Below are 25,964 nucleotides of genomic sequence, written 5' to 3'. Positions count from 1 at the left end.
ATTCCTGCGGTCAGCCGGCCCGCTCCCGGCGGTACATCGACGGAGGTACGCCGTACCGATCGAGGAACGCCTGGCGCAGCGACTCGGTCGATCCGAAGCCGCACTGCCGCGCGACCGCGGCGAGCGGAAGCTCGGCCGACACCACCAAGTGCGCGGCCGCCTCGGTCCGGACGCCGCGGACGTACTGCGCCGGCGTCTGCTTCACATGGGTCAGGAACAACCGCGACAGGTGCCGCTCGCTGACGCCGGCGAAGCGGGCCAGCGCCGGCGTACTCAGGTCGGTGTTGAGGTGGCTGTGGATGTGATCGCGAACGCGGCGGACCAGCAGATCGCCGCTCAGCCGGGTCGCCACGAACATGCTCATCTGCGACTGGCCACCCGGCCGTTGCAGGTACGCGACCGTCCCCATCGCGACACCGCGGGCCAGCGCCCCGCCGTGATCCTCCTCGATGAACGACAGCGTCAGGTCCAGCGCACTCGTGACGCCGCCGGATGTCGCGACGTGCCCGTCCCTGATGTAGATCGGGTCGGCGTCGACCTGCACCTCCGGGTAGTTGGCCGCGAGTTGCTCGGCGTACATCCAATGCGTCGTCACACGCCGCCCGGCCAGCAGGCCCGCCTCCGCGAGTACGGTCGCACCCGTGCACGCCGACGTGACCCGACGGGCCAGCGCGGCGAGGCGCCGTACGTGACCGACCAATCGGCGATCCGTGGCGGCCTTCTCGTGCCCGAGCCCGCCCGACACCAGCAACGTGTCGAACGGCTCCTTGAACCGCTCGAGCGCTTCGTCGGCCTGCAACTTCAGACCTGAGTCACACGTGACGGCCCGCCCGCCCAACGTCAGCAGCACCGCCCGGTACGGCGGACTCGCGCCGATCCGGTTGGCAATGTCCAGACACGACGTCACACACGCGATGTCCAGCAGTTCGACACCGTCGTAAGCCACTACCAGGACCACACGGTCGTCCATCCGGCCAAGTTAACCGCAGACATTGCTTGGTAACATTCATTTCAGATACTGTCGATCCTGAAGTGATCGTTACAGGGAGGCTGGATGTGGTCGACCGCTGGGCCTGAGGAGGTCGGGATGTCCTCGCTCGGGATGACCCGGCTGTCGGAGCTGGTCCGGCGCTATGTCGCGGCCGGACACTACCCGGGTGCGGTGACCGTGGTGGCGCGGCGGGATCGAGTGGTGTTGTTCGACGCGTGCGGGTCGATGGATGCCGAGCGCGGGACCGCGATGCGGCCGGACACCATCTTCCGGATCTATTCGATGACGAAGCCGATCGTGAGCTTCGGGCTGATGCAGCTCTACGAAGAGGGCTTGTTCCAGCTGAACGACCCGGTGGTGAAGTACCTGCCCGCACTCGGCCGCCCGAAGGTCTACGGCGCGGGGGAGTCCACCCGGGAGATGACGGTGCGGGACCTGTTGATGCACACGTCCGGGCTGGCGGCGCCGTACGGCAAGCATCCGGTCAGCCGGCTCTACCGAGAGGCAGGGCTGACCTGGATGGACTCCGAGGAACCGTTGTCGGAGTTGCCCGCGCGGCTGGCGGAGCTGCCGTTGCAGACCGATCCGGGCACCCGCTGGATCTACGGCATCTCCACCGACCTGGTCGGCCTGTTGTGCGAGGTGATCAGCGGGCTGCCGCTGGACCGCTATCTGCAGGAACGGATCTTCGATCCGCTGGGGATGACGGACACCGGGTTTTCGGTGCCTGAGGCAAATATCGGCCGGCTGGCCGCGAGCTACGCGTACGCCGAGGGCGGCTTCGAGCTCACCGACGATCCGCGGACCAGCGCGTACACCCGGCCCCGGACGTTCCTGTCCGGCGTCGCCGGGCTGGTGTCGACGGCCGGGGACTATCTGCGGTTCTCCCGGATGCTGGCCGGTGGCGGGTCGCTCGACGGCGTCCGGGTGATCGGGCCGCGGACGCTGCGGTTCATGACCACCAACCATCTGCCGGAGGGTCGCGACCTGGCGTCGATGGCCGACTTCGGCGGGGAGACGCGCCGGGAGGGACAGGGGTTCGGACTGGGGTTCGGGGTGTTGCTGGATCCGGTCGTGGCCCAGACGATCGGTACGCCCGGTGAGTACTTCTGGGGCGGCGCCGCCTCGACCGCGTTCTTCGTTTCGCCGGCCGACGAGCTCATCGTCATCTTCCTGACCCAGTTGCGTCCGTCCGCCAGTTACCCCATCCGCCGCGAGCTGCGAGCCGCTGTCTATGGCGCGCTTGTCGACTGACGACGGCTGCCGGCTCTGGACCGCGGTCACCGGCGACGGCCCGCCTGTCGTCCTGGTCCACGGCGGCCCGGGCTGGTGGGATGTCTTCGAAGACCTTGCGCTGCCTGGGTTCAGGCTGCACCGGTGGGACCAACGTGGCTGCGGCCGCTCGGACCGCCGCGGTCCCTACACCCTCGACCGCTTCGTCGCCGACCTCGAGACAGTTCGCCAGAGCACCGGGCACGAGAAGGTCGTGCTCATGGGCCACTCCTGGGGTGCGGCGTTGGCTCTCCAGTACGCCGGTGCGCACCTCGACCACCTCAGTCGCCTGGTCCTGGTTTCGAGCACCGGGCTCGACGGACCACCACCGTCGTACCGTCGTCGCGTCGCCGAGATCCTCGCCCGCGAACCCTCCGACGACCCCTGGATCGCCCGTTTCTCAACGGGTTTCGCCGATCGGTCGACAGCCCTGGACCACGCCCGCCGCCTCAACACTCCGCGCTTCGAGCCGAACCAGTCCTGCGCCGACGACCTCCGCGCCGAGCTCCGGGCCTTGCCGGATCGCCACGCTTCCTGCCGGCAGATCGCCGTACCGACGCTCCTGGTTCATGGCGCTGAGGACCTGCGTCCGCCGGCGGTCACCGACAGCCTGCTCCGCGCGTTGCCGAACGCAGAACGGGTAGTGCTCGACGGTGTCGGGCACTACCCGTGGATCGAAGACCCGGACGGCTTTCAGAAAGCCGTCCGAGCCTTCCTGAGCTGAAAGACTCAGTATCAGTTGACGGTCCAGGTGTCGGCGCCGGTGACGAGGGCCTGGAGGTCGCCGGTGCCCTGGGCTTCCTGGGCGGTGGTGATCTGCTGGCGGACCATGTCGTCGTACGCCGGGCGGTCGACCGAGCGGAAGACGCCGATCGGGGCGCGGTGCAGGACGCCGGCGTCGGTCAGCCGGGACAGGGCGAACGCGTACGCCGGGTCGTCGGTGTGCGCGTCGTGGACGACCAGGTCTGCCTCGCCGTTCGGAAGGTCGGCGACCTCCTTGACGGCCAGCGAGGCGAAGCCGTCGCGGACCACGCCGAGGTGGCCGTCCGTGCCGAACCGGATCGGCTCGCCGTGCACCAGCGGGATGATCGCGTCGTCCCGGGTCTCCGGGTCCTTGAACGCGTCGAACGCGTTGTCGTTGAAGATCGGGCAGTTCTGGTAGATCTCCACGAACGCCGTGCCCCGGTGCTCCGCGGCCTGGCGCAGGACCGACGTCAGGTGCTTGCGGTCGGAGTCCACCGTCCGGGCCACGAACGTCGCCTCCGCGCCGAGCGCCAGCGAGACCGGGTTGAACGGGTTGTCCACCGAGCCCATCGGCGTCGACTTGGTCACCTTGCCGGGCTCCGAGGTCGGCGAGTACTGACCCTTGGTCAGGCCGTAGATCCGGTTGTTGAACAGCAGGATCTTCAGGTTCACGTTCCGCCGGAGCGTGTGGATCAGGTGGTTGCCGCCGATCGACAGCGCGTCGCCGTCACCGGTCACGACCCAGACGCTCAGGTCCGGCCGGGCCACCGCCAGACCGGTCGCGATCGCCGGCGCGCGACCGTGGATCGAGTGCATGCCGTACGTCGACAGGTAGTACGGGAACCGCGACGAGCAGCCGATCCCGGACACCATCGCCACGTTCTCCCGCTTGATCCCGAGCTCCGGCAGGAACCCCTGGAAAGCGGCCAGGACGGCGTAGTCCCCGCAGCCGGGGCACCACCGGACCTCCTGGTCCGACACGTACTCCTTGCGGTTCTGTGGCTCGGTCGCGGCCGGTACGCCGCGCAGGCCGCCGGGCAGACCCGGCAGGCCGAGGTCGACCGTGCTCATCGCGCTCCCTCCTGGTGGTGCAGCTGGCCGTTGGGCCGGCCGTTCGGCTCGGTGTGCAGAGCTTCGCCATGGGTCAGGCTGGCCGCCGCCTCGCCCAGGTGCCGGGCGTCGTCGTCGATCCCCTCGGTCTCCTCGACCAGGTTGCCGATCACCTCGGCCAGCTCCGCGGCGCCGAGCGGCATACCCCGGACCTGCGCGTACGAGACCACGTCGACCAGGTACTTGGCCCGCAGCAGCATCGCCAGCTGGCCGAGGTTCATCTCCGGCACGAGCACCTTGTCGTAGGACTTCAGTACTTCGCCCAGGTTCGACGGGAACGGGTTCAGGTGCCGCAGGTGCGCCTGCGCGACCTTGCCGCCGACCTTGCGGACCCGGCGGCAGCCCGCGCCGATCGGGCCGTAGGTGCTGCCCCAGCCGAGGACGAGCACCTTCGCGGTACCGTCCGGGTCGTCCACCTCCAGCGGCGGGACGGTGATGCCGTCCACCTTCGCCTGCCGGGTCCGGATCATCAGGTCGTGGTTGGCCGGGTCGTAGGAGATGTTGCCGGTCTTGTCCTCCTTCTCCAGACCGCCGATCCGGTGGTCCAGTCCCGCCGTACCCGGGATCGCCCAGGCGCGGGCCAGGGTCTCCGGGTCGCGCAGGTAGGGGAGGTACGTCGGCTCACCCTTGTCGTTGGTGGCGTTCGGCTCGAGGGTGAAGTCCGGGTCGATCGTCGGCAGGTCCTCGATCACCGGGATCTGCCACGGCTCGGAGCCGTTGGCCAGGTAGCCGTCGGACAGCACGATCACCGGCGTCCGGTAGGTGACCGCGATCCGGGTCGCCTCGATCGCGATCGCGAAGCAGTCCGCCGGGGACTGGGCCGCGAGCACCGGCAGCGGGGCCTCGCCGTTGCGGCCGAACATCACCTGCAGCAGGTCGGCCTGCTCGGTCTTGGTCGGCATCCCGGTCGAGGGGCCGGCGCGCTGGATGTCGCAGACCACCAGCGGCAGTTCGAGCATCACGCCGAGACCGATCGTCTCGGACTTCAGGCTGATCCCCGGACCGGACGACGTGGTCACGCCGAGCGCACCGCCGAAGGAGGCGCCGAGCGCGGCACCGACACCGGCGATCTCGTCCTCGGCCTGGACCGTGGTGACGTTGAACCGCTTGAGCTTGGACAACTCGTGCAGCACGTCGGAGGCCGGGGTGATCGGGTAGGCGCCGAGGACCAGCGGCAGACCGGCGCGCTGGGCGCCCGCCACCAGGCCGTACGCCAGCGCGAGGTTGCCGGAGATGTTCCGGTAGGTGCCGGTGGCCATGCTGGCCGGCTTCACCTCGTAGCGGACCGAGAACTCCTCGGCCGTCTCGCCGAAGTTGTAGCCGGCCCGGAACGCCGCGATGTTGGCGTCGCGGATGTCGGGCTTGGAGGCGAACTTGGTCTCCAGGAACGTGATCGTCGACTCGACCGGTCGCTGGAACAGCCAGGACACCAGGCCGAGGGCGTACATGTTCTTCGCCCGGGACGCGTCCTTGCGGGTCAGCCCGAACTCCTTGACCGACTCCACCGTCATGCCGGTCAGGTTCAGCGGTACGACGTGGTAGCCGTCGAGCTCACCGGTCTCCAGCGGGTTCTCTTCGTACCCGATCCGCTTCAGGTTGCGGGGGGTGAAGTCGGCGGTGTCGACGATCAGGGTGGCGCCGCGCGGCACGTCGCGCAGGTTCGCCTTGAGCGCGGCCGGGTTCATCGCGATCAGCACATCGGGCGCATCACCCGGTGTGAGGATGTCGTGGTCGGCGAAATGCAGCTGGAACGACGACACGCCCGGCAGCGTTCCGGCTGGTGCCCGGATCTCTGCTGGGAAGTTGGGCAACGTCGACAGGTCATTGCCGAACGAAGCCGTTTCCGCTGTGAACCTGTCCCCCGTGAGCTGCATCCCGTCGCCGGAGTCGCCGGCGAAGCGGATCACCACGCGGTCGAGCTGCTTGACCTCGATGGTCACTGTTCTGTTCATCTCCAAGTCGAAGCTTGGGCCGGCCGGCCGTTTCGTGGACGACAGGTCGATCCCCCCAGTCAGGGCGATAACCCCAATATTAGTTCGCCCTTAGAACAGAACCATGCGGAAGCCCCGGTGGTCCACAGCCTGGGACACGGTGTTAGGGGCCGGACTCCGTCAGGTAGAACGAAATCCTCCAGTGTCACACTCCGCAGCCGCTCGCTTGCGATCCGGAATGAGAAACGGCAGGGTGTCGTCATCAAGTTGTGATCCACCTGCTGGGAGTTCCCATGGGCCGTCGCCCTGCGTGTGTCGTTGCCGGACGCGTCGTTGCCGGACTGCTGGCGTTCGCGCTGGCCGGATGTGCCGCCCCGGTGGCGCCGGCGGACAGTGCGCTGAGTCTCGGCAGTACGGCGGCCGCAGCGCCGGCCGCGGTCACGGCCAAGGCAACGGCGTCGGCACGGACGGCGAAGATCTACAGCATCCGGACCACGGACGCGACCAAGGGCGTCATCACGGTGATCGGCACGCTGTCGCCGGCGCCGAGGGCGGGCACCCGGATCCCGCTGCACCAGTGGATACCGTCCGCACGCCGGTGGCAGGAGGTCGCCCACGGGTACTCGTCCGGCACCAGCGTCACCATCAAGACCGTGCAGCCCGGATCGGTCCGGACCTACCGAATCGCGGTCGGGCCACAGGCGCCGTACGCAGCTGCCATCTCGCCGATGATCAGCTTCAAGCACTACGTCTGGCGCGGGATCTTCAAGAAGGGTCTGCTGGCGACGGGTGGGAAGGCGATGCCGCAGTTCAACGTCGTCCCGCCGAGGGAGGGGCCGCGGCGGGCGGAGGCCGATCTGCTCGCGGACAAGGGTGGGTACGTCTGGGGCGAGGTCGACTCGACCGGCTGCAGCTACGTGCGGAACTGGCTGGGCAACCTGACCGACGGGACCGTGCGGACATCGCTGCACAACGGGACGAAGGCGATGACGTCGGTGCTGCAGAAGCAGGAGACCGAGACCTGGCTCAACTACAAGATCCTCGGCGTCACCCGGCTGCGCCTCCAGGTCGCCGACGTCGCCTCGGGCTACGGCCCGTACGTCGCAGTCGACTCGATCATGCTCTGCACGAACTAAGCTGCTGTCCGTGTCGGAGAGCTATGGAGTCATCGCGGCGGTCGTCGTCCTCGGCCTGGCCGGACTGCTCGGCGCGTTCGCGCTGAACAAGGCGCTCACCGTCACCTACCCGACCGAGGGCAAGCTCAAGACCTACGAGTCCGGTGTCGACCCGGTCGGCGAGGGCTGGGCCCAGGTCCACATCCGGTACTACCTGTTCGCGTACCTCTACGTGATCTTCGCCGTGGACGCGATCTACCTCTTTCCCTGGGCCACCGTCTTCGCCGCTCTGGGGTTCGCCACCCTGATCGAGATGTTCATCTTCCTCGCCTTCGTCGCGGTCGGCTTGCTCTACGCCTACCGCAAGGGCGTCCTCCGCTGGACCTAGGCCCGCGCCAGGGCGGCGGCGATAGCCCAGTCCTGGGCGCCGATGCCGACGGACTTGAAGACTGTGCGGCCGGTGGGATTCAACGGTTGTGAGAGGGCGGGTCCCAGCTCCAGCAGGTTTTCGACGGCACCTGACTGGACGGCGTCGATGATCTCGCCGGACTCCTCGAGGGCGGCCTCCTGCTGGTCGACCATGACGATGGACGCGGTGGCGAGGAGGTCGCGGGGGAGTTCACGCATGGTCGGGCGGAAGGCACCGATGGCGTTGACGTGGACGCGTTCCGGCAGTGCGTCGGCGTCGAAGAGTGGGGTGGATGACGAGGTGGCGCAGCAGACGATGTCGGCATCGGCGACCGCGTCGTCGACGGACGTGCTGGGCGTGAACTTCACGTCGGGGAACTCGGCGGCCAAGCTCCTGGTGAGCGCCTCGGCCCGGTCGGCCGAGCGGCCGGTGACGGTCACCGCGGCAATCCGTCGTACGGCGAGAACCGCGCGGACCTGGTCGGGAGCCTGAGCGCCCGTTCCGATCAGCGTGAGCCGGGAGGCGTCCGCCGGTGCGAGCAGATCGGTGGCGACACCGACGACCGCACCGGTCCGCAAGGTGGTGATCGAGCTGCCGTCGGCGACGAGCTGCTCACCGCCTCCGGTCCAGATCACCGTGGCCCGGATCGCCGGCACCTGGTCGAGCGCGATCCCGACCTTCTTCACCACCGCGGTCCCCGACGGCGAGTGGTACGCCGACATCACCAGCACCGTCCCGTCGCCGAAGATCTGCCGCGCGGGCAACACGAAGTTCCCCGCCGCCAGCTCCCGGAACGCATCCCGGACCGCATCGATCGCAGCACTCATCGGGACCGTCCGACGGACATCCTCAGCCGAAAGAACTCTCACCGCCGCAAGGCTACTCTGGGTGCCGCCGACCGAAGGGGGATCGATGACCGACCTGCACCGGGATGCGGTGGTGGCCGACGCGCACAACGACCTGCTGATGCTGGTGGCGCGGCGGCCGAAGGAGAACTGGTCGGAGTACTTCCGGGAGCGGTGGATACCGCAGCTGCGCGAGGGCGGGATCGACGTCCAGGTGCTGCCGGTGTTCATCGACGACGAGTTCCGGCCGGAGGGATCGCTGCGCGAGACGCTGCGGATGATCGAGGCAGCACACCGGATCGCCGAAGCCAACTCCGACGAGGTGCTTCTCTGTACGACGGCCGCCGACCTCGCCGACCTCGCCGACCGCGACGGCCGGATCGCGCTGGTGCTGGCGCTCGAAGGCTGTCCGCAGATCGACAACGACCTCGAGCTCCTGCAGACCCTGCACCGGCTCGGCGTCCGGATGGTGTCGTTCACACACTTCGGCCGCAGCGCGCTCGGCGACGGATCCGGTGAGGACGCAACCGGCAGCCGACTCACCCACGCCGGCGTCGAGGCGGTCGGTCTGCTGGAGGAGCTCGGCGTACTGATCGACGTCTCGCACGTCGGCCGCGGCGGCGTCGAGCACATCCTCGAGCTGGCGACCAAGCCGGTCGTCGCATCCCACTCCAGCGCGTGCGCCTTGCGCGAGCACCACCGCAACCTGACCGACGACCAGCTGCGCGGGATCGCCGCGACCGGCGGTGTCGTCTGCGTGAACTTCTTCGCCGGCTTCCTCACCGACGCCGAGAAGCCCACCGTCGAGCATTTGGCCGATCACATCGAGTACGTCGTCGACGTCGCCGGCGCGGATCACGTCGGGCTGGGCAGCGACTTCGTCGCCGAGGTGTTCGCCGAGAAGATCCCGGCTTGCGACCGGCCACTGATCATCCAGGGCCTGGAGGCCGAAGTGTTCGTCCCCGGCCTGGAAGGACCGGCCGGGATGCCGCTGGTCACCGACGCCCTGCTCCGCCGAGGGTTGCCTGAGGCAACCATTCGCAAGGTCCTCGGCACGAACCTGATCCGTGTCCTGTCGAAGGAGTGACACCGTGCAAACCTGGCTCGACGAAAACCTGGCCCGCCTGATCGCGAAGCACGACGTACCGGCCGCATCGATCGCGGTGTTCGCCGACGGTGAGGTGAGCGAGGCAGCGGCCGGTGTCCTCAACCTGAACACCGGCGTCGAGGCGACCACCGACTCGATCTTCCAGATCGGCTCGATCACCAAGCTGTGGACGACGACGCTGATCATGCAGCTGGTCGCCGAGGACAAGGTCGATCTCGACCGGCCGGTGCGCGACTACCTGCCGGAGTTCAAGCTGGCCGACGAGGTCGCGGCCGCCGCCGTCACGCCGCGGCACCTGCTGATCCACACCGGCGGTTTCTCCGGTGACGCCTTCACGCCGACCTCCCGCGGTGACGACGGGGTCGAGCTGTACGTGCGCGACGTGGTACCCGGGCTCGCGCAGGAGGTCCCGCTGGGTGCCGGGTTCTCCTACAACAACGCCGGGTTCGTCATCCTCGGCCGGATCGCCGAGGTACTGCGGGGGAAGCCGTATCACGAGCTCGTGCGCGAGCACATCGTCGTACCGCTGGAGCAGAAGCACGTGGCGACGATCCCGGATGAGGCTCTGCTCTACCGCACCGCGCTCGGGCATGTCTCGCCGACGCCGGGTGCGCCGCTGCAGGCCGCGCCGCAGTGGAGCCTCGTGCACGGGATGGCGCCGGCCGGGGCGTTGCTGGCGATGAGCGCCCGGGACCTGATCGCCTTCGGCCGGGCCTATCTGGACGCGACGCTGCTCGACCGGTCGGCCATCGACAGCTTGTGGGAGCCGCAGGTCGACGTACCCCCGACTGGTGGGCTGGCCGAGCAGTGGGGGCTCGGCTGGATGATCTTCGGTGCTGAAGGCGGCCCGCTCTACGGTCACGACGGCGGGACGATCGGGCAGTCCGCGTTCTTCCGGCTGGTCCCGGCCAAGGGCGTCGCGGTCGCGCTGCTGACCAACGGTGGCGACGCCCCGGCCCTGTACGACGAACTGGTCGGCCACGTCCTGCGCGAGACCGCCGGAGTCGAGCTGCCGAAGCGGCCGGTGCCGCCGTCGGAGCCGGCCGAGATCTCGCCGGAGCTCGTCACCGGCCGGTACGACGGGGTGCTGGTGACCGTCACGATCAGCGTCGAGGACGGGGAGTTCTGGGTGGTGGACAAGGCCGCGAGCGACGCGGCGAAGGTGCTGCTGCCGGAGCCACTGCGGACGCGGTTCGTGCCGTTGGATGCGTCCCGGCTGATCGCGGCCGAGCCGGAGCACGGGGTGCACGAGGTGATCGCGTTCCGTGAGCCGGTGGACGGCCGGGCGGCGTACATCTTCCGGGTCAGCCGACTCACCCCGCGCGGTGACTGAGCGTAGTTTTCGCCCAGGCGGCCAGATCGTTGCCTGATCACCCTTTGTGATTGCATTTGGCAACGAACGTCACGAAGTTTCCCGCCGGTATAACGGAATGCGTACAGCCCGTCGCCAATCGCTGAGAACGCAGCTATGGTGATTACGCGGGGGAACGGGGTGAGTACAGGGCGGTGAGGCTATGACGTGGCAACTCTGGGTGGTGATCACGCTGGTCGCGGCCGGGATCGTGATACTGGCTGTGACCAGGATGCGGCACGCGCAGGACGTGTTCAGTGACATCACCCGGTTGGACCGTCCGACGGAGAGTAGCCGCGCAGGCCTTTCCGGTGACGAACTGGCCGAAGCCCGCGCCCGAGCCCGTCACGCCGCAGCAGAAGCCGCTCCTCGCCGCAGTCACGGCTGACCGGCGACAGACCCAAGACGCCCGGGCCCCACACCCGGGTCCGCCCACACCGATCGCTCACGTTCGGCGGACACGCACAGCGCCGAACGTGAGCGACCCGGGTGGTGGGCCGCATCCAGCCGCCCTGATCGGTCCACCCGACCGATCAGGGCAGCCGGTCGTTCAGTCGAGGAGGCCGTCGCGGCGGGCGACCGCGGCCGCCTCGGTCCGGGACCGGACGCCGAGCTTGGCCAGGATGTTCGAGACGTGCACGCTGACCGTCTTCTCGCTGATGTACAGCTCCCGAGCCAGCTGCCGATTGGTGCGCCCCTCAGCCAGCAACGCGAGCACCTCGGTCTCCCGGGACGTCAGGCTGCTCGCCCCACCGCCGGCCTCCACGCCGCCGCTCTCGTCCAGCAGCGGCTTCGACGCCAGCTCACGCCCCACCTCGGCGGCCAGTGCCGCCTGCTCGTTCGCCTCCGCGACCCGGCCGGCAGCCCGCAGCGCGGCCGACAACCGCACCCGCGACCACGCCTGCTCGAAGGTGTAGCCGTACCCGAACGCGTCCACCGTGCGCTCCCACACCGACACGTGGTCCTCCGGCGTCGGCGGGTCGATCCCGGCCAGCCACCGCAGCCGCTCCCACTCCGCCTCCAGCCGCGCCAGCCACGCCAAACCCTCGACACCCATCAGCCGCCCGGGCGGCAGACCCTTCTCAGCCGTCGCATGCCCGGCCGCCACCAGCTCCGCCCCCTTGGCCACCAGCTCCTCGGCGGCCGACGGCTCGCCCACGGCCCGGTGGCACAACACCTGCAGCCCGAGCGTCGAGAACCGGATCCGGGCCATGAACCACTCGGACTGGAACACGTCTGCCAACAACGCGGACACGTCGGCGATCAGCTTCTCCGCCTCCGCGCACTGGTCCAGCTGCCGATAGGCGTCCACGGCCGGCTGCAGACCGATGATCGGCAGCATCACGTCCAGGTCCCACCACTTACGCAGCCGCTCCAGCTCCTCCGCGACCGAGGTGTCACCACGCCCACCCCGGACGGCGAACTCCACCGCCCGCAGCGCCGCAGCGGAGGCGTTCGGTGTCATCGAATCCGTCCGGGCGGTTGCGGCCGCGTCGTCCCACTCGCCCAGGACGAACTGAGTCAGCCCGAGCATCCGCCGCGCGTCGAACCCGTACGCGGCCCACTGCCGGCCGAGCTCGGCGGCGCGCTTCATCGCGAGGGCGAGTGCCGCCTTCGCGTTCTGCAGGTCGCCCTGCTCGTAGTGCGTCGAGCCGAGCAGGAACCGGCTCCGGATCTCCGCTGCCGCATCTCCCGCCAACTGCGCCCGTACGGCGGCCTCCTCGAGTTGCCGCACCGCGCCGATCGGGTCACCGGCCCGGCGACGGAGCACGGCCAGAGTGATCCCGGCGTCGCCCATCGCGGACTCCTGCCCGGCCTCGCGGGCGATCTCCAGCGCCCGCAACGCCCAGCGCTCGGCCTCCATCGGCCGGCCCAGCGCGTCGGAGACCCGGGCGTAGAGCGACGCGACGTGCGCCTTGAACACGCTGGCCGGCTCGTCGTTGACCAGCTTGAGCGCCTGCGAGATCGCCTCGTTCGCTTCTTGGTCCTGATCGATGATCAGCGCGATGTCGGCCAGTGGCAGCAGCAGTTGGGCCCGCTGCAGCTTCGGCGCGTCCGCGGGCAGCTCGGCGAGCGCCTTGCGGAGGATCTTCAGCGCCCGCAGGTGCTGCGAGGACAGCGTCGCGGCGGTCGCGGTCTGCACAATCAGCCAGGTCTTGTCGATGGTGCTCTCGGGCGCCCGGTTCGGGAACAGCTCCAGGGCGAGTTCGTAGTGCTTCAGCCCCTCCTGCGGCGCGGCGACCGAGATGGCCTCCTCACCGGCCCGGACGCGCGCTTCGAAGGCTTCGGCCAGGTTGTGCGACCGGGTGGCGTGCCCGGCCAGCTCAGCCGCAGTCCCCGCGACGGTCTGGTCCTTCAGCCCCTGCACGTACGCCGCGTGCTGCCGAACCCGCTCGCCCGGCAGCAAGTCGTCGTACACGGCCTCGGCCAGCAGGGCGTGCCGGAAGTAGTAGCGATCGCTGGTCGGTACGTCGATGATGTGCGCGTCGATGAGCTCACGCAGAGCCACGTCGAGCTCACGCTCAGGCAGTCCGGCCACGGCGCTCAGCAGATTGTGGGGCACCCGGCGCCCGGCCACCGCGATCACCCGGGCGACCTGGCGTGCGTCGTCGGACAGCGGGTCGAGCCGGACCAGGAGCAGATCGGCCAGATCCGGCGGTACGGCGTCGCCGTCACCCATCGAGGCCGCGGCGACCAGTTCCTCGGTGAAGAACGCGTTCCCGCCGGCCCGCTCGAGGATGCGTCGTACCTCGGACTCCGGCAGCGGCTCGGTCAGCAGGGAACTGAGGAGGGCACGGGACTCGTCGGCGTCCAGGGGGAGCAGGTTCACCCGGCGGACCCGGGGATTGCGGGACCACTCCGCGATCGGGCGGCGCAGCGGGTGCCGGCGGTGCAGGTCGTCACTGCGGTAGGAGACGACCAGGGCCAGGCGTTGCGCGGTGAGCCGGGTGATCAGGAAACCGATCAGGTCCCGGGTCGAGTCGTCGGCCCAGTGGGCGTCCTCGATGATCACCAGCAGCGGCTCGCTGGTGGACAGCGCGGTGAACGCGCCCAGGACGGCGTCGAACAGCGCGGCCCGGTCCAGCTGACCCTCCTGCGGCGCCGGCTGGGCGCCGATCAGGCGGTGGGTGGGCAGCAGCCGGCCGATCGCCGGGAAGTTGGTCAGCACGCTCTCGACCAGGTCGGGCCGGTCGCCGGCCAGCCGGCCGAAGATCTCGGTGAACGGCAGGTACGGCAGGCCGGCGTCGCCGAAGTCGGTGCAGTGGCCGACCAGGACACCGAAACCGCGCTCGTGCGCACCGGTGGCCACCTCGTCCAGCAGCCGGGTCTTGCCGACGCCGGCGTCACCCGACATCAGGACGGCGCCGGCGCGACGCGTCCTGGCGTCGTCGACGGCGCTGAGCAGGGCGGCCATCTCGGCAGAGCGGCCGACGAGAGGTGTCGTAGTCCAGGGCACGTCGTCCATCTTCGCCCCTGGAGCCGACACAAATCGACGGCAGCCCTTCCGGTGGTCGCCGGTGGCAACGAAAACGCCGTCCCTGACCGGTGCTATCGGGTCAGAGACGGCGGTCTCGGCGGTCATGCCGCGGTAGTGGGTCGGAGGGCCCGGCGAGCGCGCCGCGGCTCCGGCCGCTGGGCCTGCTCGGTGCGCTCCCGGCGGGTGGTCCGCCGGAACTCGCGGGTGATCCGCTCCTGACGGTAGGCGGTCTCCGCCTTCATCGACTCAGGTGTCATGAACATGGTGTGCCTCCCTTCACGCTTTCCGGCCGAACAGGTGGACGAGGTGCCGGCGGGTCCCGGTGGCCCGGTGCTGCCGGAAGTCGCGGCTGATGCGCTCCCTGCGGTAGTCGACCTCTGCCTTGACTGATTCGTTCGTGAACATCTCTGCTCCTTCGGTGCTCTCGGCTCCCTGCCGATGACCTCAATCTGCTCGTCTGAGGTAGACCCGCACATCGGAACTCCTCCCTATCCACCCGCCCTAGGTGCTCCCTAGGCGGTCCTAGGGACCTCGGGTACGGCGTAGGGACCGTTTGAAAACCCCGGAAACGACGAAGCGCGGCCGGGCTCCGGAGAGCCCGGCCGCGCCGGGGGGACAGGTGGGAACAGGCGGTGATCTGGCTTTCACATCGCCGGACGAGCACGAAGCTCGGGCGCGCAGGGCTGGGCGGCCACCGGCCTGGGCTTGCGCTGGAACCAGAACGGGCGCTGGAAGTCGCGTTTGATCCGTTCCTGGCGATACTTGATCTCTGCCTGGACGGCACCGGTCGAGTAGACGATCATGATTTCCTCCGCGAGCTGGTCGATGGGTAGACAGTGCTCGCCTGAGGAGTGCCACCACATCGGCACTACTCCCTATGCCCGCAAGGCTCAGCGCCTTAGTGGCCGTAACTGAGGCTCAGCTCGAAGTGTTCGGGGTCCAGGAGGCTGTCGGCGTACTCGGCGAAGGTGTTGTCGGCGGTGAAGCTGGTCCGCTCGGTGTGCAGGAACCAGGTCCCCTCCGGGCGGCCGAGCAGCTCGGCCTCGGCGGCGTCCAGCGGACGGCCGCGGAGGCGTTGCTCACAGTGGTCGAGGTGCAACCCGGCGCGATGCAGGGTGGCCGTGATCGAGCCGTTCTCGAGCCCTCGTTCGGGTAGATCGCGCAAGGACGTCACGGCGGGGATCCGGCTGCGTTCGATCGAGATCGCCGCGCCGTTCACGAGCTGCCGCAGCCGCTCGATCACGATCACGTCCGGGGACGAGAGCCCGAGTCGATCGGCCAGCTCCAGGTCCTGTTCGAGGGCGATCTTCACCGTCCGCATCCGGGTCTCGACACCCTGTTCGGCCAGCGCGTGCGTCCAGCCGAGCCGGCCGTCCAGCGGTCGCCCGTCGAACAGTACGAACGACCCCTTGCCGGTCCGGGTGGTGATCAGCCCGTCCTCGGTCAGTACGGCGAGTGCCGAGCGGACCGTGTTCCGGCTGACCGAGAAGCGCTTGGCCAGTTCGACCTCACCGGGCAGTTGGGCACCCCGCCGTACCAGGCCCGAGCGGATCTCCCGGGCCAGGACGGCCGCGATCCGTTCGTGCTTCAGTGCGATCTCGGGCATCGGCGGCTCACTGGTTCAGCGCGCGGACCTGGTCGACGGTGACGATCTCCAGCATCGGCGAGTAGAGCCGCATGATGTCGATCGCCTTCCGGTGGCTGTCCGCGTCCCCGCCGGCGCACGCGTCCTCGACCACCTGCACGTAGACACCCGCGTCGACCGCGGCCAAAGCGGTGGTGATCACGCAGCAGTCCGTGGACACGCCGCCGAGGACCAGATGTCCGCCGGGCCCGACCGCCTCGGCGAGCTCGGGACCCCACTTGCCGAACGTGGGTTTGTCCAGAGTTGGAGCACCCTTGAACTCGTCCACCAACTGGTAGTCGTCGGAGTCCGGCGACTGCCGTGCGAACGGGTAGACCTCGTAGTACGTCGCCCAGGAACCGGTTGGTTTCGCCGGGGCCACGAACCGGGTGAAGATCACCTTCGGGGCGAGCAGATCGACCAGCTGCCGGGCCGGTTTCACCACTCGCTGGAACTCCGGCGCGGCCCAGGGCGACTCCGGGGCGGCGAAGATCCGCTGCAGGTCGATCAGCGCGAGAACCGGGCCCATCACGCCACCGTTTCCTGCTTGCGTACGGCGGACGTGCCGCTGGCCAGTTGGACCACGAAGCCGGCCACCAGGGCGAACAGGACACCCAGGTTCGCGTAGGCCCAGTCGCCTTCCTTGCCGCCGAGACCGAACGGCTCGAGCAGGTACCCCTGCCAGGTCAGCCAGGACGCCAGCGTGTTCGTGACCAGGCCCCATCCGATGCCGGTGGCAACGATCATGGTGACCACCGGCAGCCACCGCACGTCGCCGTACCGGCCGCGTGGGTCGTAGAGGTCGGCGTCGGCGTAGTCGCGCCGGCGGGTCAGGATGTCGGCGAGCATGATGCCGCACCAGGCCGCCACCGGGACGCCGAGCGTGATCAGGAAGCCCTGGAACTCGCCGAGGAACTCGTCGCCGTAGAAGACCACGTAGATCGTTCCGGCGATCATCACCAGTCCGTCGATGAACGCGGCGACGTACCGGGGTGCGGGCAGGCCGATCGACAACAGGGCCAGGCCGGACGAGTAGATGTCGAGGACGGCGCCGCCGACCAGGCCGAGGACGGCGACGATCACGAACGGGACCAGGAACCAGGTCGGCAACGCCTCCGCGAGGGCACCGATCGGATCGGCGGCGATCGCGCTGCTCAGATCGGTCGATGAGCCGGCCAGCAGGAGTCCGAAGCCGAACAGGATCACCGGTGCGACCGACGCCCCGAAGGTGGTCCAGCCGACCACGCCGGCGCCGGACGACTGACGCGGGAGGTAGCGCGAGTAGTCCGCGGCCAGGTTCACCCAGCCGAGGCCGAAGCCGGTCATCAGGAACACCAGCGCGCCGATCATCTGCTGGCTCGATCCGCTCGGCAGGCCCGACACCGTGGTCCAGTTGATCTGGTCCGCGACCAGGATGATGTAGACGACCGTGAGGACGCCGGTGACGACCGTGATGACGGTCTGCGCCCGCATGATCAGGTCGAACCCGAGGACACCGCAGGCCACGATCAGTACGCCGACCACGACCAGCGCGATCACCTTGGTCAGCGAACCGCCGCCCCAGCCGAGCCGCTCGAACACGGTCGCGGTCGCCAGCGTCGCCAGGATGGTCAGCACGGTCTCCCAGCCGACCGTCAGCAACCAGGACACCAGCGACGGCAGTTTGTTGCCCCGGACACCGAACGCGGCCCGGCTGAGCACCATCGTCGGCGCCGAACCGCGTTTGCCGGCCAGTGAGATCAGCCCGCAGAGCAGGAACGAGAACACGATGCCGATCAGGCCGGCGATCAGCGCCTGCCAGAACGAGATGCCGAACCCGAGCGCGAACGCGCCGTAGCTCAGGCCGAGGACCGAGACGTTCGCTCCGAACCACGGCCAGAACAGCTGACTGGGCCGGCCCTTCCGTTCCTCGTCCGCGATCACGTTCAGCCCGTTGCTCTCCACCGCGAGCGCCCGCGACTCCGGTCCCCGCACCTCAAGCTGATCGGCCATGCCGTCTCCTACCCGAATGAACCTGTCCAGTCCTGTCCAATCACGGTAGGCCGGGGCTCGTGGGTGGTCAACAATGAGCTGCATGCTGAGTAGCGCGGTGGACGGGTTCACGCTGGCGTACGACCGGGACGGGGACGGACCGGCCGTGGTGTTGCTGCATGGCTGGCCGGGCGATCGGACGGACTATCGCCGGTTGGCGCCGATGCTGGTCGAGCGCGGGTTCGAGGTGGTGGTGCCCGATCTGCGCGGGTTCGGGGAGTCGGACAAGCCGCCGGTGGAGGCTTCGCAGTACGGCGTCGCGGGCCAGGGGCGGAGCGTGGTCGGATTGATCGAGGAACTCGGACTCGAGCGTCCGGTGCTCGCCGGGTACGACATCGGCAGCCGGATCGCGCAGGGGATCGCCCGGAGCCGGCCCGACCTGGTCCGCGGCATGGTGATCGCGCCGCCGCTGCCGGGGATCGGGAAGCGGGTGTTCTCCGAGCACGCGCAGGCGGAATTCTGGTACCAGGCCTTTCACAGGCTGCCGGTGATCGAGGAGCTGATCGACGGGAATCCGGACGCGGTCCGCGCGTACCTGCGGCACTTCTGGACCCACTGGTCCGGGCCCGGGTTCGAGCCGGAGCTGGATCACCTGGTTGAGGTCTACTCGGCGCCGGGTGCGTTCACGGCATCGATCAACTGGTACCGGGCCGGTGCGGGGTCGGTCGCCACGTCGGCCGCGGAGATGGCGCCGGCGTCGTACGACCGGATCGGCGTACCGACGGTGGTGTTGTGGCCCGAGTTCGATCCGCTGTTCCCCCGGGCGTGGTCGGACCGGCTCGACGACTTCTTCAGCGACGAACGGCTCCGGTTCGTCGACGGCGTCGGACACTACGCGCCGCTGGAATACCCAGAGGTCCTCGCCGAGGAGATTGTCGGACTAGGCTGAGGCCATGGCCCAGACCGAGCTGCCGTTGCCGATCGTGCGCCCGGACGTGGGTGCGCTGGCCAAGCTCGCGCCCGAGCCGGTCCGGTACCTGCTGAACTGGGGCCGCAAGTACTCCCTCTGGGTGTTCAACTTCGGCCTCGCCTGCTGCGCGATCGAGTTCATCGCCGCGTCGATGGGCCGGCACGACTTCATCCGGCTCGGCGTGATCCCGTTCGCGCCCGGGCCGCGGCAGGCCGACCTGATGGTGGTGTCGGGCACCGTGACGGACAAGATGGCGCCGGCGATCAAGCGGCTCTACGACCAGATGCCGGAGCCGAAGTACGTCATCTCGTTCGGCTCCTGCTCGAACTCCGGCGGCCCGTACTGGGACTCGTACTGCGTGACCAAGGGTGTCGACCAGATCATCCCGGTCGACGTCTACGTGCCCGGCTGCCCGCCGCGGCCCGAGGCGCTGCTGCAGGGCATCCTCAAACTGCAGGAGAAGATCGCCGGCGAGAACTTGACGAGCCGGTACGACGAGCCGTCCGCGGCCGCGCTCACCCGCGACCTGGTGACGCCGCAGTGAGCACCGACGCCCTCGACGCGCTGACCGATGCGGGGATCGCCGCGACCCAGGCCGACAGCTTCGGTCCGGTGGCGATCGACGTACCGGCGGAGTCGTGGGTCGCCGCGCACGAGCTGCTGCGAGATGCCGTCGGCCTGACGTTCTTCGACTTCCTGACCGCTAGCGACGAGCTCACGGATGGGTTCCGGGTGGTGTCGCATCTGGCCGACTTCTGGGGCGGGGCGCATGTCGAGCACCTGCTGGTGCGGACGCTGATCCCGCGGGACAAGCCGGTGTTGCCGACGCTGTCCGAGCTGTACGCCGGGGCCAACTGGCACGAGCGTGAGACGCATGAGATGTTCGGCATCACCTTCTCGGACCACCCGAACCTGATTCCGCTGCTGCTTCCCGACGGGTTCGAAGGCAACCCGCTGCGCAAGGAGTTCGTCCTCGCCTCCCGGGTCGCGAAACCCTGGCCCGGCGCGAAAGAGCCGGGGGAGTCGGACCACGCTCCCGCTCACGGTGCACCTAGTCGCCGGCGCACGCTGCCGCCGGGTGTGCCGGACCCGGACACCTGGGGTCCGCGGCCGCCGGGGTCACCCGATCCGGATCCGCTCGCTCCTGCCCAGGCCGCGTCCACCCCGGCCCGGCCCCGCCGAGCCGGCGCGGAACGCCGTACCCGCAAACAAGCCGAGGTACCACCCGCGGCGGATCCACCAGCTCCGGCCGATCCACCAGCTGCGGCCGATCCACCAGCTGCGGCCGATCCCGAGTCCTGATCCGCTCGCGTCAGCTTCCGGTGGGTGGGGTGTAGTAGAAGACCTCCTCGCGGGTGATCTGGCCTGCTGTGACGGTGACGAGCGACAGCTTGGTGGTGTGCGAGCGCTGCCCGGTGCGGACGTTGAGCTCGTCGAAGGTGAAGCGGACGGCGAAGCGGTCGTCGAGCAGGAGCGGGCCGACGAGGTGGACGGCCAGGAACTCGACGTCGGCGTTGAGGCGCCGGGCGTTCTCGAGGATGGCGTCGATGCCTTTGACCTCGGTTTCCTCGCCGCCGGTTTCCAGGGGTGCGACGCGGACCACCTCGGGCGCCGACAAGGCCAGGGCCTGGTCCAGACGGCCGGTGCGGAACGCGGTGACGTAGCGGTCGGCGACCTCGGCGGTGGAGAGGATGCGGAACTCGTTGGCGTGTTCTGTGGCCCAGTCGGCGAAGGTGAGAGCGGGGTGGCCGGTGAGTTCGGGGACTGTGGTGGTGACTGGTTCGGGGTTGTCGACCAAGGAGGCCCAGTAGGTGACCGAGCTCTCGGCGAGGACCGGGTCGGCGCCCAGGTCGAGCATCGCCTGGCGGGCTTCAGCGGGGGAGAGGTCCTCGACCCGCATCGGCTTGCCGACGGCGCGCGCGATGGTGTGGACCTGTTCGGCCTGGGTCAGGACCTCGGGGCCGGTGAGGTCGTAGGTCTGGCCGATGTGCCGGTCGTTCAGGAGGGTGAGTACGGCGACGGCGGCAATGTCTCGCTCGTGGATGAGGGATCGGCCGGCCTGGGGGTACGGCAGCCGGACGACGTCGCCGGTGCGGAACTCCTCGGTCCATCCTTGCGCGTTGACCGCGAAGCCGCCGGGCCGGAGGAACGTCCAGTCCTTGCCCGCCTGGCGCAGCAGCTCCTCGACGTCACCCCACACGCCGCCGGACGAGGCGTTCAACGAGGACAGATACACCACTCGCTTCGGTAGCTCCGCGACGATCGGCGCGGCTCCCTCGGCGCTGAAGGATGGCCACAACAGGAAGGCCGTGTCCACATCGGCCGCTGCGCGTCGTACGGCGGCTGGATCGTAGATGTCGCCCTGGATCAGTTCGACGTCCGTGGGCAGGCCGGCCAGATCCGGCGTACGGACCAAGGCTCGGACCGTTGCGCCGGCAGCCCGCAGGCCTGCCACGACGTGACGGCCGACGCGCCCGGTGGCTCCGGTGACGAGAACGGTGGTCATGAGTGCTCCTCAACTGTCGATGAAGTACCCACCCTTCGACCTCAACGTTGGTTGAGGTCAAGTCGGAGTCGATAGGGTGCCGTCTATGGTCGAGTTCGTGGTGCGGGTGGTGGCCGTGGTGGTCGCCTTCCTGGTGGCGCCCTTGCTGGTCGGTCAGGCCGAGCACAAGGTGATGGCTCACATGCAGTCGAGGCTCGGCCCGATGTACGCCGGTGCGTTCCACGGCTGGGCCCAACTGGTCGCGGACGGCGTGAAGTTCGTCCAGAAGGAGAGCGTGGTCCCGGCCGCCGCGGACCGGCGCGTGTTCGAGTGGGCCCCGATCGTCGCGATCCTGCCGTACCTGGCCGCGATCGCCGCGATCCCGCTGGCTCCCGGCATCGTCGGCGCGGACCTCGACTCCGGCCTGTTCTTCGTGCTCGCCGTGATGAGCATCGGCGTCCTCGGCTCGCTGATGGCAGGCTGGGGCAGCGGCAACAAGTACAGCCTGCTCGGCGGTCTGCGGGTCGCCGCGCAGCTGATGAGCTACGAGCTGCCGTTCGTGCTCTCCGCCGCCAGCGTCGCGGTCGCGGCGGGTTCGCTGAGCCTCACCGGCATCGCGGAGGCGTGGAACCCGTGGTGGCTGCTCTGGCAGCTGCCCGGTCTGGTCGTGTTCTTCATCGCCGGACTGGCCGAGCTGCAGCGGCCGCCGTTCGACATGCCGGTCGCGGACTCCGAGGTCATCTTCGGCCCGTACACCGAGTACACCGGTCTCCGGTTCGCGATGTTCCTGCTCGCCGAGTACGCCGGCATCGTCGTACTGGCCGGCCTCACCACGGTCCTGTTCCTCGGCGGCTGGAGTGGTCCCGGCCCGGACTCCATCGGCTGGATCTGGTCGATCCTGAAGATCGCCTTCGTGTCTCTGCTGGTGATCTGGGTCCGCGTCTCATTCCCACGCCTACGCGCCGACCAGCTACAGAAGCTCGCCTGGCAGGGCCTGGTCCCAGTAGCCCTCCTCCAGCTGGCGATCACCGGCATCGGGGTGACAGTTTTCTGACCGGTTCGAGGAGGATCTTGCCCTGGATCGGGAGAAGATCCTCCCCGAATCGGTTATGGAGTTGCCAGGGCCTCGGTGGGGGACAGGCGGGAGGCTCGGATTGCCGGGTAGAGGCCGGCTAGGGCGCCGATGAGGAGGGTGGCTGTGATGCCGCCGGCTAGGGACCAGAGGGGGATTACGGTTAGCCAGTTCTGGTACGACGCGTAGCCGGCGCTTACTGCGGAGCCTAGGAGGGCGCCGCCTACGCCGCCTAGTGCGGAGAGCAGCAGGGACTCGGTGAGGAACTGGGTGCGGATCTGGCCCCGGGTTGCGCCGAGTGAGCGGCGCAAGCCGATCTCGGAGCGGCGTTCCAGGACCGAGATCACCATGATGTTCGCGACCCCGACGCCGCCGACGAGTAGCGCGACGGCGCCTAGTCCGAGGAGGAGGCCGGTGAACGCCTCGCCCGCGGCCTGCTTGGCGGCGAGTGCGTCCGACGGCCGGGACACGTCGACCTCGTTCGGTGCCTCCGGGTTGGCCGTTGCTCCGAGCACCGATCGCACCGCCTCCACGTGGGCGTCGTCCGACCGGGTGTAGATGGTGGTCGGATGCCCGTCGAAGTCCAGCGTGGTGTCCGCCGCCGGCCACCCCATCAGCGCGGCACTGTCCAGCTCCGGAGCCAGGGCCGCGGGCTCGAGGATGCCGAGCACAGTGAACCACTTGTTGCCGATCAGCACCTGCGTGTCCGGCCCCGCGCGCGTGATCCCGAGCCGCTCGGCGGCGCTTGCCCCGAGCACGGTCGCCGGGTAGCGGCCGGTCGCCGCGTCGATCCACTTGCCGCTGCGCACCACGCCGCCGATCGTGTCCAGCAGGTTCGGCCGGGCGGCGTACGCGACGATGCCGTTCGTCTCGATCGCCGGGATCTTGTTGCTCCGGTAGACGGACGCATCGTCGACCCGGCCGACCGCCGACTGCGCCCGGACCGGTTTGATCCGGCCGACCATCGCCTCCGCGGTGAGCGGCAGCTGGGCCTGTTCGCCGGTCAACCGGGTGCCCGGCGCGACCGTCAGCAGATTGGTGCCCAGGGCATCGAGCTGGCCGTCCAGCTCGGCGCGCGACGAGGACGAGATGCCGACCACCGACACCATCGCCGCGATCCCGATCGCGATCCCCAGTGCGGACAGGAAGGCCCGCATCGGCCGCGTCCGCAGCCCCACCGCCCCGACCCGTACGACGTCTCGCGGCCACAGCTTCGCCGGCTTCAACTCAGTGCTCATACCCGCACCTCCTCGAGGATCCGGCCGTCGCGCATCCGGACCTGCCGGGGGAGCGACGCCGCGATGTCCCGGTCGTGCGTGATGATGACAACCGTCGTACCGGCCGCGTGCAGATCGCGCAGCAACTGCATCACCCCGGCCCCAGACGCAGAGTCCAGTGCGCCCGTCGGCTCATCCGCCAGCAGTACGGCGGGCTCACCCGCGACAGCCCGGGCCACGGCGACCCGTTGCCGCTCACCACCGGAGAGCTCATGCGGCTCGTGGTCCATCCGGTGGCCGAGCCCGACCCGCTCCAACGCGGCCGCCGCACGCTTCCGCCGTACCGACGGCCGCAGCCCGGAGTAGAGAAGCCCGTCCGCCACGTTGTCCACCGCCCGTACGCCGGACGCCAGATGGAACTGCTGGAAGACGAACCCGATCCGGGTCGCCCGCAACGCGGACAGACCCGAGTCGGACAACCGCGCCACGTCGTACCGGTCGATCCGGACCGTGCCGGAGGACGGCCGGTCCAGGGTGCCGAGGACGTTGAGCATCGTCGACTTTCCCGACCCGGACGGCCCGACGATCGCGACCAGTTCGCCGCGGTCGATCCGCAGGCTGACCCCGCCGAGGGCCGTGACACCGCCCGGGTACACCTTGGTCACCTCGGTCAGCTCGATCACTTCGGGATCCCCACCGCGGTGCCGGCCTTGATCCCGGTCCCGCTGATCTCGACCTGGCCGCCGGCGAACAGCCCGGTCTTCACCGGCACGTACTGCGACGCCGTACCGTCGGACACCTCGACGCCGAATCCGCCCTCGCGCAGGGCGACCAGCGCGGACACCGGCACGGTCAGCACGTTCTTGCGTTCCGACGCCGTGAAGGTGACGTCGACGGAGGCCAGCGACCAGGCGGCCACCGCCTTCTGGTTGTCGATGGCAATGATCACCTCGACCTTGGTCTCCGGATCCTTGTCCGGGCTCTCGGCCGGGATGATCACCGTGGACACCTTCTCCACCCGGCCCGGCACGGTCGCACCGTCCGGGAGGGTGACGTCGACCTTCGCCTGCGGTTTCGCGAGGCGCTGGTCGGCGGCGTCGAGCTGGACGGTGACGGCCTTCTTGGTGCCGGTGTAGGTGAGGACATTCTGGTTCGGGCCGATCGGTGCGCCCTCCTGCGCCTCCACGCTGTCCACCCGGATGTGACCCGGTGCGAACAGGACACTGCCGAGCTCGACGACACCTGTCTCGTCCAGGCCAAGGTCCTCCTGCCACTCCTCGACTGCCTCGGCTGTGGCGTCGGTGTACTCGTCGTCGACGGTGAAACCGGTGTAGCCCATCGCACTGAGGTTCTGCTCGAGCTGCAGGACGTCCGTACCCTCACTGCCGTCCGCGAGCCTCCTGTACGCCGGCAGAGCGCCGTACATGAGCGTGGTGGGCTTGTTGTCGACGCTGTAGACGGTGTGGCCGCGTCGGAGCTCCTGTCCGCTGTCGGGTACGCCGGTGATGGTTCCGGCGGTGCGGTTGACCGTGGCGGACGTCGTACCGAAGCCGAGCTCGCCGTCTGCCGTCTCGGTGTCCTTGAGCGTCTGCTGCGCGACCTTGGCGGTGTTGACGGGTACTGCGACGGCTGTCTGGTCTGCTGCCTGGCTGGTGTCGCCCCGGTTCACCAGGAAGGCGCTCGCAGCCCCTCCGGCGGCCAGGACGACCACAGCGGTCAAAGCTCGGCGCATCACTGACCTGCCAGGATGGGCTGGCAGGTTTCCTGCGCCTTCTGGAAGTCGGGGTCGTCACCGACCCCCGGACCGATCATGACGCCGCGCTGACCGGGCTTGGGGTCCGGGAACTTCTCCACGCCGTTCTTCCGCATGCACTCGGCGAACTTGCGGCCGTTCTCCTCCTGCCGCGGGTTCGGACCGCTCTCGCCCTGCGGGTTGTACTGCTTGCAGGCGTCCATCGCCTCCTGGACCTTCTGCTGCGTGACACCCGAGTTCCTGTCGAACTTGAGCATCGGCCCCTTACCCGGCTCGGGGTCCGGCACGTTCAGGCCCTGCTCCCGCAGGCACTGGGTGAACTTGATCGCCATCTCGTCCCGGCTGAGGCTGGCCGGCGCGCTGCTGGGTGCGGTCGCCTGCGCCTGGGCCCCGGTGCCCGAGGCCACCTGGTTGTCGGGTTCCTCCGAGCCGCAGCCGGTCAGCAGTACGGCGGCCGCCAGCATCGCCGCGGCCAGAGTGGTGGTGCGCTTCACGTTGTGTCTCCTTCGCGTCGGTTC

Annotated in this window: 27 protein-coding genes; 11 read left to right on the top strand and 16 right to left on the bottom strand. The window is 69.2% G+C overall.

The window, feature by feature from the left end; translation table 11 throughout:
- Nucleotides 1-10 precede the first annotated feature (10 nt).
- A complete protein-coding gene (locus ACGFIF_RS18945; protein WP_393155941.1) occupies nucleotides 11-970 on the bottom strand; it encodes a GlxA family transcriptional regulator in 960 nt (319 codons plus the stop codon).
- Between the two features lie 84 nt (nucleotides 971-1,054).
- Between ACGFIF_RS18945 and ACGFIF_RS18940 the strand changes: the two genes are divergently transcribed.
- Complete coding sequence (locus tag ACGFIF_RS18940) at nucleotides 1,055-2,245, top strand: serine hydrolase domain-containing protein (protein ID WP_393155939.1); 1,191 nt, start codon at nucleotides 1,055-1,057, stop codon at nucleotides 2,243-2,245.
- Nucleotides 2,226-2,987, top strand: coding sequence for an alpha/beta fold hydrolase (locus ACGFIF_RS18935; RefSeq protein WP_393155938.1), 762 nt, complete (start codon nucleotides 2,226-2,228; stop codon nucleotides 2,985-2,987). The genes ACGFIF_RS18940 and ACGFIF_RS18935 overlap by 20 nt, the downstream gene beginning before the upstream one ends.
- Before the next feature lie 11 nt (nucleotides 2,988-2,998).
- Here ACGFIF_RS18935 and ACGFIF_RS18930 read toward each other — a convergent pair whose 3' ends face one another.
- Nucleotides 2,999-4,078 (bottom strand): 2-oxoacid:ferredoxin oxidoreductase subunit beta, encoded by a 1,080-nt coding sequence (locus ACGFIF_RS18930; RefSeq protein ID WP_393155936.1) that lies wholly within the window; start codon nucleotides 4,076-4,078, stop codon nucleotides 2,999-3,001.
- Nucleotides 4,075-6,069, bottom strand: a complete 1,995-nt coding sequence (locus ACGFIF_RS18925; protein ID WP_393155935.1) for a 2-oxoacid:acceptor oxidoreductase subunit alpha — start codon at nucleotides 6,067-6,069, stop codon at nucleotides 4,075-4,077. The genes ACGFIF_RS18930 and ACGFIF_RS18925 overlap by 4 nt, the downstream gene beginning before the upstream one ends.
- 272 nt (nucleotides 6,070-6,341) lie before the next feature.
- On the opposite strand from ACGFIF_RS18925, the gene ACGFIF_RS18920 reads away from it, so the two are divergent.
- Nucleotides 6,342-7,184, top strand: coding sequence for a hypothetical protein (locus ACGFIF_RS18920; protein WP_393155934.1), 843 nt, complete (start codon nucleotides 6,342-6,344; stop codon nucleotides 7,182-7,184).
- A gap of 10 nt (nucleotides 7,185-7,194) precedes the next feature.
- Entirely contained in the window at nucleotides 7,195-7,551 is a 357-nt protein-coding gene (locus tag ACGFIF_RS18915) for an NADH-quinone oxidoreductase subunit A (protein WP_393155932.1), read from the top strand.
- Here the strand turns inward: ACGFIF_RS18915 and ACGFIF_RS18910 are convergent.
- Nucleotides 7,548-8,441, bottom strand: a complete 894-nt coding sequence (locus ACGFIF_RS18910; RefSeq protein WP_393155930.1) for an ornithine cyclodeaminase family protein — start codon at nucleotides 8,439-8,441, stop codon at nucleotides 7,548-7,550. The genes ACGFIF_RS18915 and ACGFIF_RS18910 overlap by 4 nt on opposite strands.
- 43 nt (nucleotides 8,442-8,484) lie before the next feature.
- Between ACGFIF_RS18910 and ACGFIF_RS18905 the strand changes: the two genes are divergently transcribed.
- The 3 genes from ACGFIF_RS18905 (at nucleotide 8,485) to ACGFIF_RS18895 (ending at nucleotide 11,264) form a co-directional block, all read left to right on the top strand.
- Nucleotides 8,485-9,504, top strand: coding sequence for a dipeptidase (locus tag ACGFIF_RS18905; protein ID WP_393155928.1), 1,020 nt, complete (start codon nucleotides 8,485-8,487; stop codon nucleotides 9,502-9,504).
- Nucleotides 9,505-9,508: 4 nt separating this feature from the next.
- Nucleotides 9,509-10,858, top strand: coding sequence for a serine hydrolase domain-containing protein (locus tag ACGFIF_RS18900; RefSeq protein ID WP_393155927.1), 1,350 nt, complete (start codon nucleotides 9,509-9,511; stop codon nucleotides 10,856-10,858).
- Between the two features lie 181 nt (nucleotides 10,859-11,039).
- On the top strand, nucleotides 11,040-11,264 hold the full coding sequence (locus ACGFIF_RS18895; RefSeq protein WP_393155925.1) for a hypothetical protein: 225 nt from the start codon (nucleotides 11,040-11,042) through the stop codon (nucleotides 11,262-11,264).
- A gap of 162 nt (nucleotides 11,265-11,426) precedes the next feature.
- On the opposite strand, the gene ACGFIF_RS18890 is transcribed toward ACGFIF_RS18895, so the two are convergent.
- The 7 genes from ACGFIF_RS18890 to ACGFIF_RS18860 form a co-directional block, all read right to left on the bottom strand.
- Complete coding sequence (locus ACGFIF_RS18890; RefSeq protein ID WP_393155924.1) at nucleotides 11,427-14,342, bottom strand: AAA family ATPase; 2,916 nt, start codon at nucleotides 14,340-14,342, stop codon at nucleotides 11,427-11,429.
- A 113-nt stretch (nucleotides 14,343-14,455) separates the two neighbouring features.
- Nucleotides 14,456-14,617 (bottom strand): hypothetical protein, encoded by a 162-nt coding sequence (locus tag ACGFIF_RS18885; RefSeq protein ID WP_393155922.1) that lies wholly within the window; start codon nucleotides 14,615-14,617, stop codon nucleotides 14,456-14,458.
- 13 nt (nucleotides 14,618-14,630) lie between these two features.
- The gene (locus ACGFIF_RS18880; protein WP_393155920.1) at nucleotides 14,631-14,759 is read right to left on the bottom strand and encodes a hypothetical protein; all 129 of its coding nucleotides are present in this window, start codon (nucleotides 14,757-14,759) and stop codon (nucleotides 14,631-14,633) included.
- Nucleotides 14,760-14,998: 239 nt separating this feature from the next.
- Entirely contained in the window at nucleotides 14,999-15,157 is a 159-nt protein-coding gene (locus ACGFIF_RS18875; RefSeq protein ID WP_393155919.1) for a hypothetical protein, read from the bottom strand.
- A gap of 95 nt (nucleotides 15,158-15,252) precedes the next feature.
- Nucleotides 15,253-15,960: a GntR family transcriptional regulator gene (locus ACGFIF_RS18870; protein ID WP_393155917.1), complete on the bottom strand. Its 708-nt coding sequence runs from the start codon at nucleotides 15,958-15,960 to the stop codon at nucleotides 15,253-15,255.
- Nucleotides 15,961-15,967: 7 nt separating this feature from the next.
- Nucleotides 15,968-16,507 carry a cysteine hydrolase family protein gene (locus tag ACGFIF_RS18865; RefSeq protein ID WP_393155915.1) on the bottom strand — a complete coding sequence of 180 codons (540 nt, stop codon included), beginning with the start codon at nucleotides 16,505-16,507 and terminating at the stop codon, nucleotides 15,968-15,970.
- Entirely contained in the window at nucleotides 16,507-17,970 is a 1,464-nt protein-coding gene (locus tag ACGFIF_RS18860; protein ID WP_393155913.1) for a purine-cytosine permease family protein, read from the bottom strand. Before ACGFIF_RS18860 ends, ACGFIF_RS18865 begins: the two co-directional genes overlap by 1 nt.
- A gap of 82 nt (nucleotides 17,971-18,052) precedes the next feature.
- Between ACGFIF_RS18860 and ACGFIF_RS18855 the strand changes: the two genes are divergently transcribed.
- From ACGFIF_RS18855 to ACGFIF_RS18845, 3 genes are read left to right on the top strand one after another with little or no spacing between them, the layout of a single operon-like run.
- Nucleotides 18,053-18,898 (top strand): alpha/beta fold hydrolase, encoded by an 846-nt coding sequence (locus ACGFIF_RS18855; protein ID WP_393155911.1) that lies wholly within the window; start codon nucleotides 18,053-18,055, stop codon nucleotides 18,896-18,898.
- Between the two features lie 4 nt (nucleotides 18,899-18,902).
- Nucleotides 18,903-19,463, top strand: coding sequence for an NADH-quinone oxidoreductase subunit B (locus tag ACGFIF_RS18850; RefSeq protein WP_393155910.1), 561 nt, complete (start codon nucleotides 18,903-18,905; stop codon nucleotides 19,461-19,463).
- Entirely contained in the window at nucleotides 19,460-20,221 is a 762-nt protein-coding gene (locus ACGFIF_RS18845; RefSeq protein WP_393155909.1) for an NADH-quinone oxidoreductase subunit C, read from the top strand. The genes ACGFIF_RS18850 and ACGFIF_RS18845 overlap by 4 nt, the downstream gene beginning before the upstream one ends.
- Nucleotides 20,222-20,231: 10 nt before the next feature.
- On the opposite strand, the gene ACGFIF_RS18840 is transcribed toward ACGFIF_RS18845, so the two are convergent.
- Nucleotides 20,232-21,425 (bottom strand): NAD(P)H-binding protein, encoded by a 1,194-nt coding sequence (locus ACGFIF_RS18840; RefSeq protein ID WP_393155908.1) that lies wholly within the window; start codon nucleotides 21,423-21,425, stop codon nucleotides 20,232-20,234.
- An 85-nt stretch (nucleotides 21,426-21,510) separates the two neighbouring features.
- Between ACGFIF_RS18840 and ACGFIF_RS18835 the strand changes: the two genes are divergently transcribed.
- Nucleotides 21,511-22,458: an NADH-quinone oxidoreductase subunit H gene (locus ACGFIF_RS18835; protein WP_393155907.1), complete on the top strand. Its 948-nt coding sequence runs from the start codon at nucleotides 21,511-21,513 to the stop codon at nucleotides 22,456-22,458.
- Between the two features lie 53 nt (nucleotides 22,459-22,511).
- On the opposite strand, the gene ACGFIF_RS18830 is transcribed toward ACGFIF_RS18835, so the two are convergent.
- The 4 genes from ACGFIF_RS18830 to ACGFIF_RS18815 are packed head-to-tail and all read right to left on the bottom strand — an operon-like array spanning nucleotide 22,512 to nucleotide 25,940.
- Entirely contained in the window at nucleotides 22,512-23,714 is a 1,203-nt protein-coding gene (locus ACGFIF_RS18830) for an ABC transporter permease (protein WP_393155906.1), read from the bottom strand.
- A complete protein-coding gene (locus tag ACGFIF_RS18825) occupies nucleotides 23,711-24,376 on the bottom strand; it encodes an ABC transporter ATP-binding protein (RefSeq protein ID WP_393155904.1) in 666 nt (221 codons plus the stop codon). The genes ACGFIF_RS18830 and ACGFIF_RS18825 overlap by 4 nt, the downstream gene beginning before the upstream one ends.
- Nucleotides 24,373-25,425 carry a peptidoglycan-binding protein gene (locus tag ACGFIF_RS18820; protein WP_393155903.1) on the bottom strand — a complete coding sequence of 351 codons (1,053 nt, stop codon included), beginning with the start codon at nucleotides 25,423-25,425 and terminating at the stop codon, nucleotides 24,373-24,375. Before ACGFIF_RS18820 ends, ACGFIF_RS18825 begins: the two co-directional genes overlap by 4 nt.
- Nucleotides 25,425-25,940: a hypothetical protein gene (locus ACGFIF_RS18815; RefSeq protein WP_393155901.1), complete on the bottom strand. Its 516-nt coding sequence runs from the start codon at nucleotides 25,938-25,940 to the stop codon at nucleotides 25,425-25,427. The genes ACGFIF_RS18820 and ACGFIF_RS18815 overlap by 1 nt, the downstream gene beginning before the upstream one ends.
- Nucleotides 25,941-25,964: the final 24 nt, after the last annotated feature.

It is taken from the genome of Kribbella sp. NPDC049174 (assembly GCF_043197365.1).
GTDB lineage: Bacteria > Actinomycetota > Actinomycetes > Propionibacteriales > Kribbellaceae > Kribbella.
This window is presented reverse-complemented; position numbering and strand designations above follow the sequence as displayed.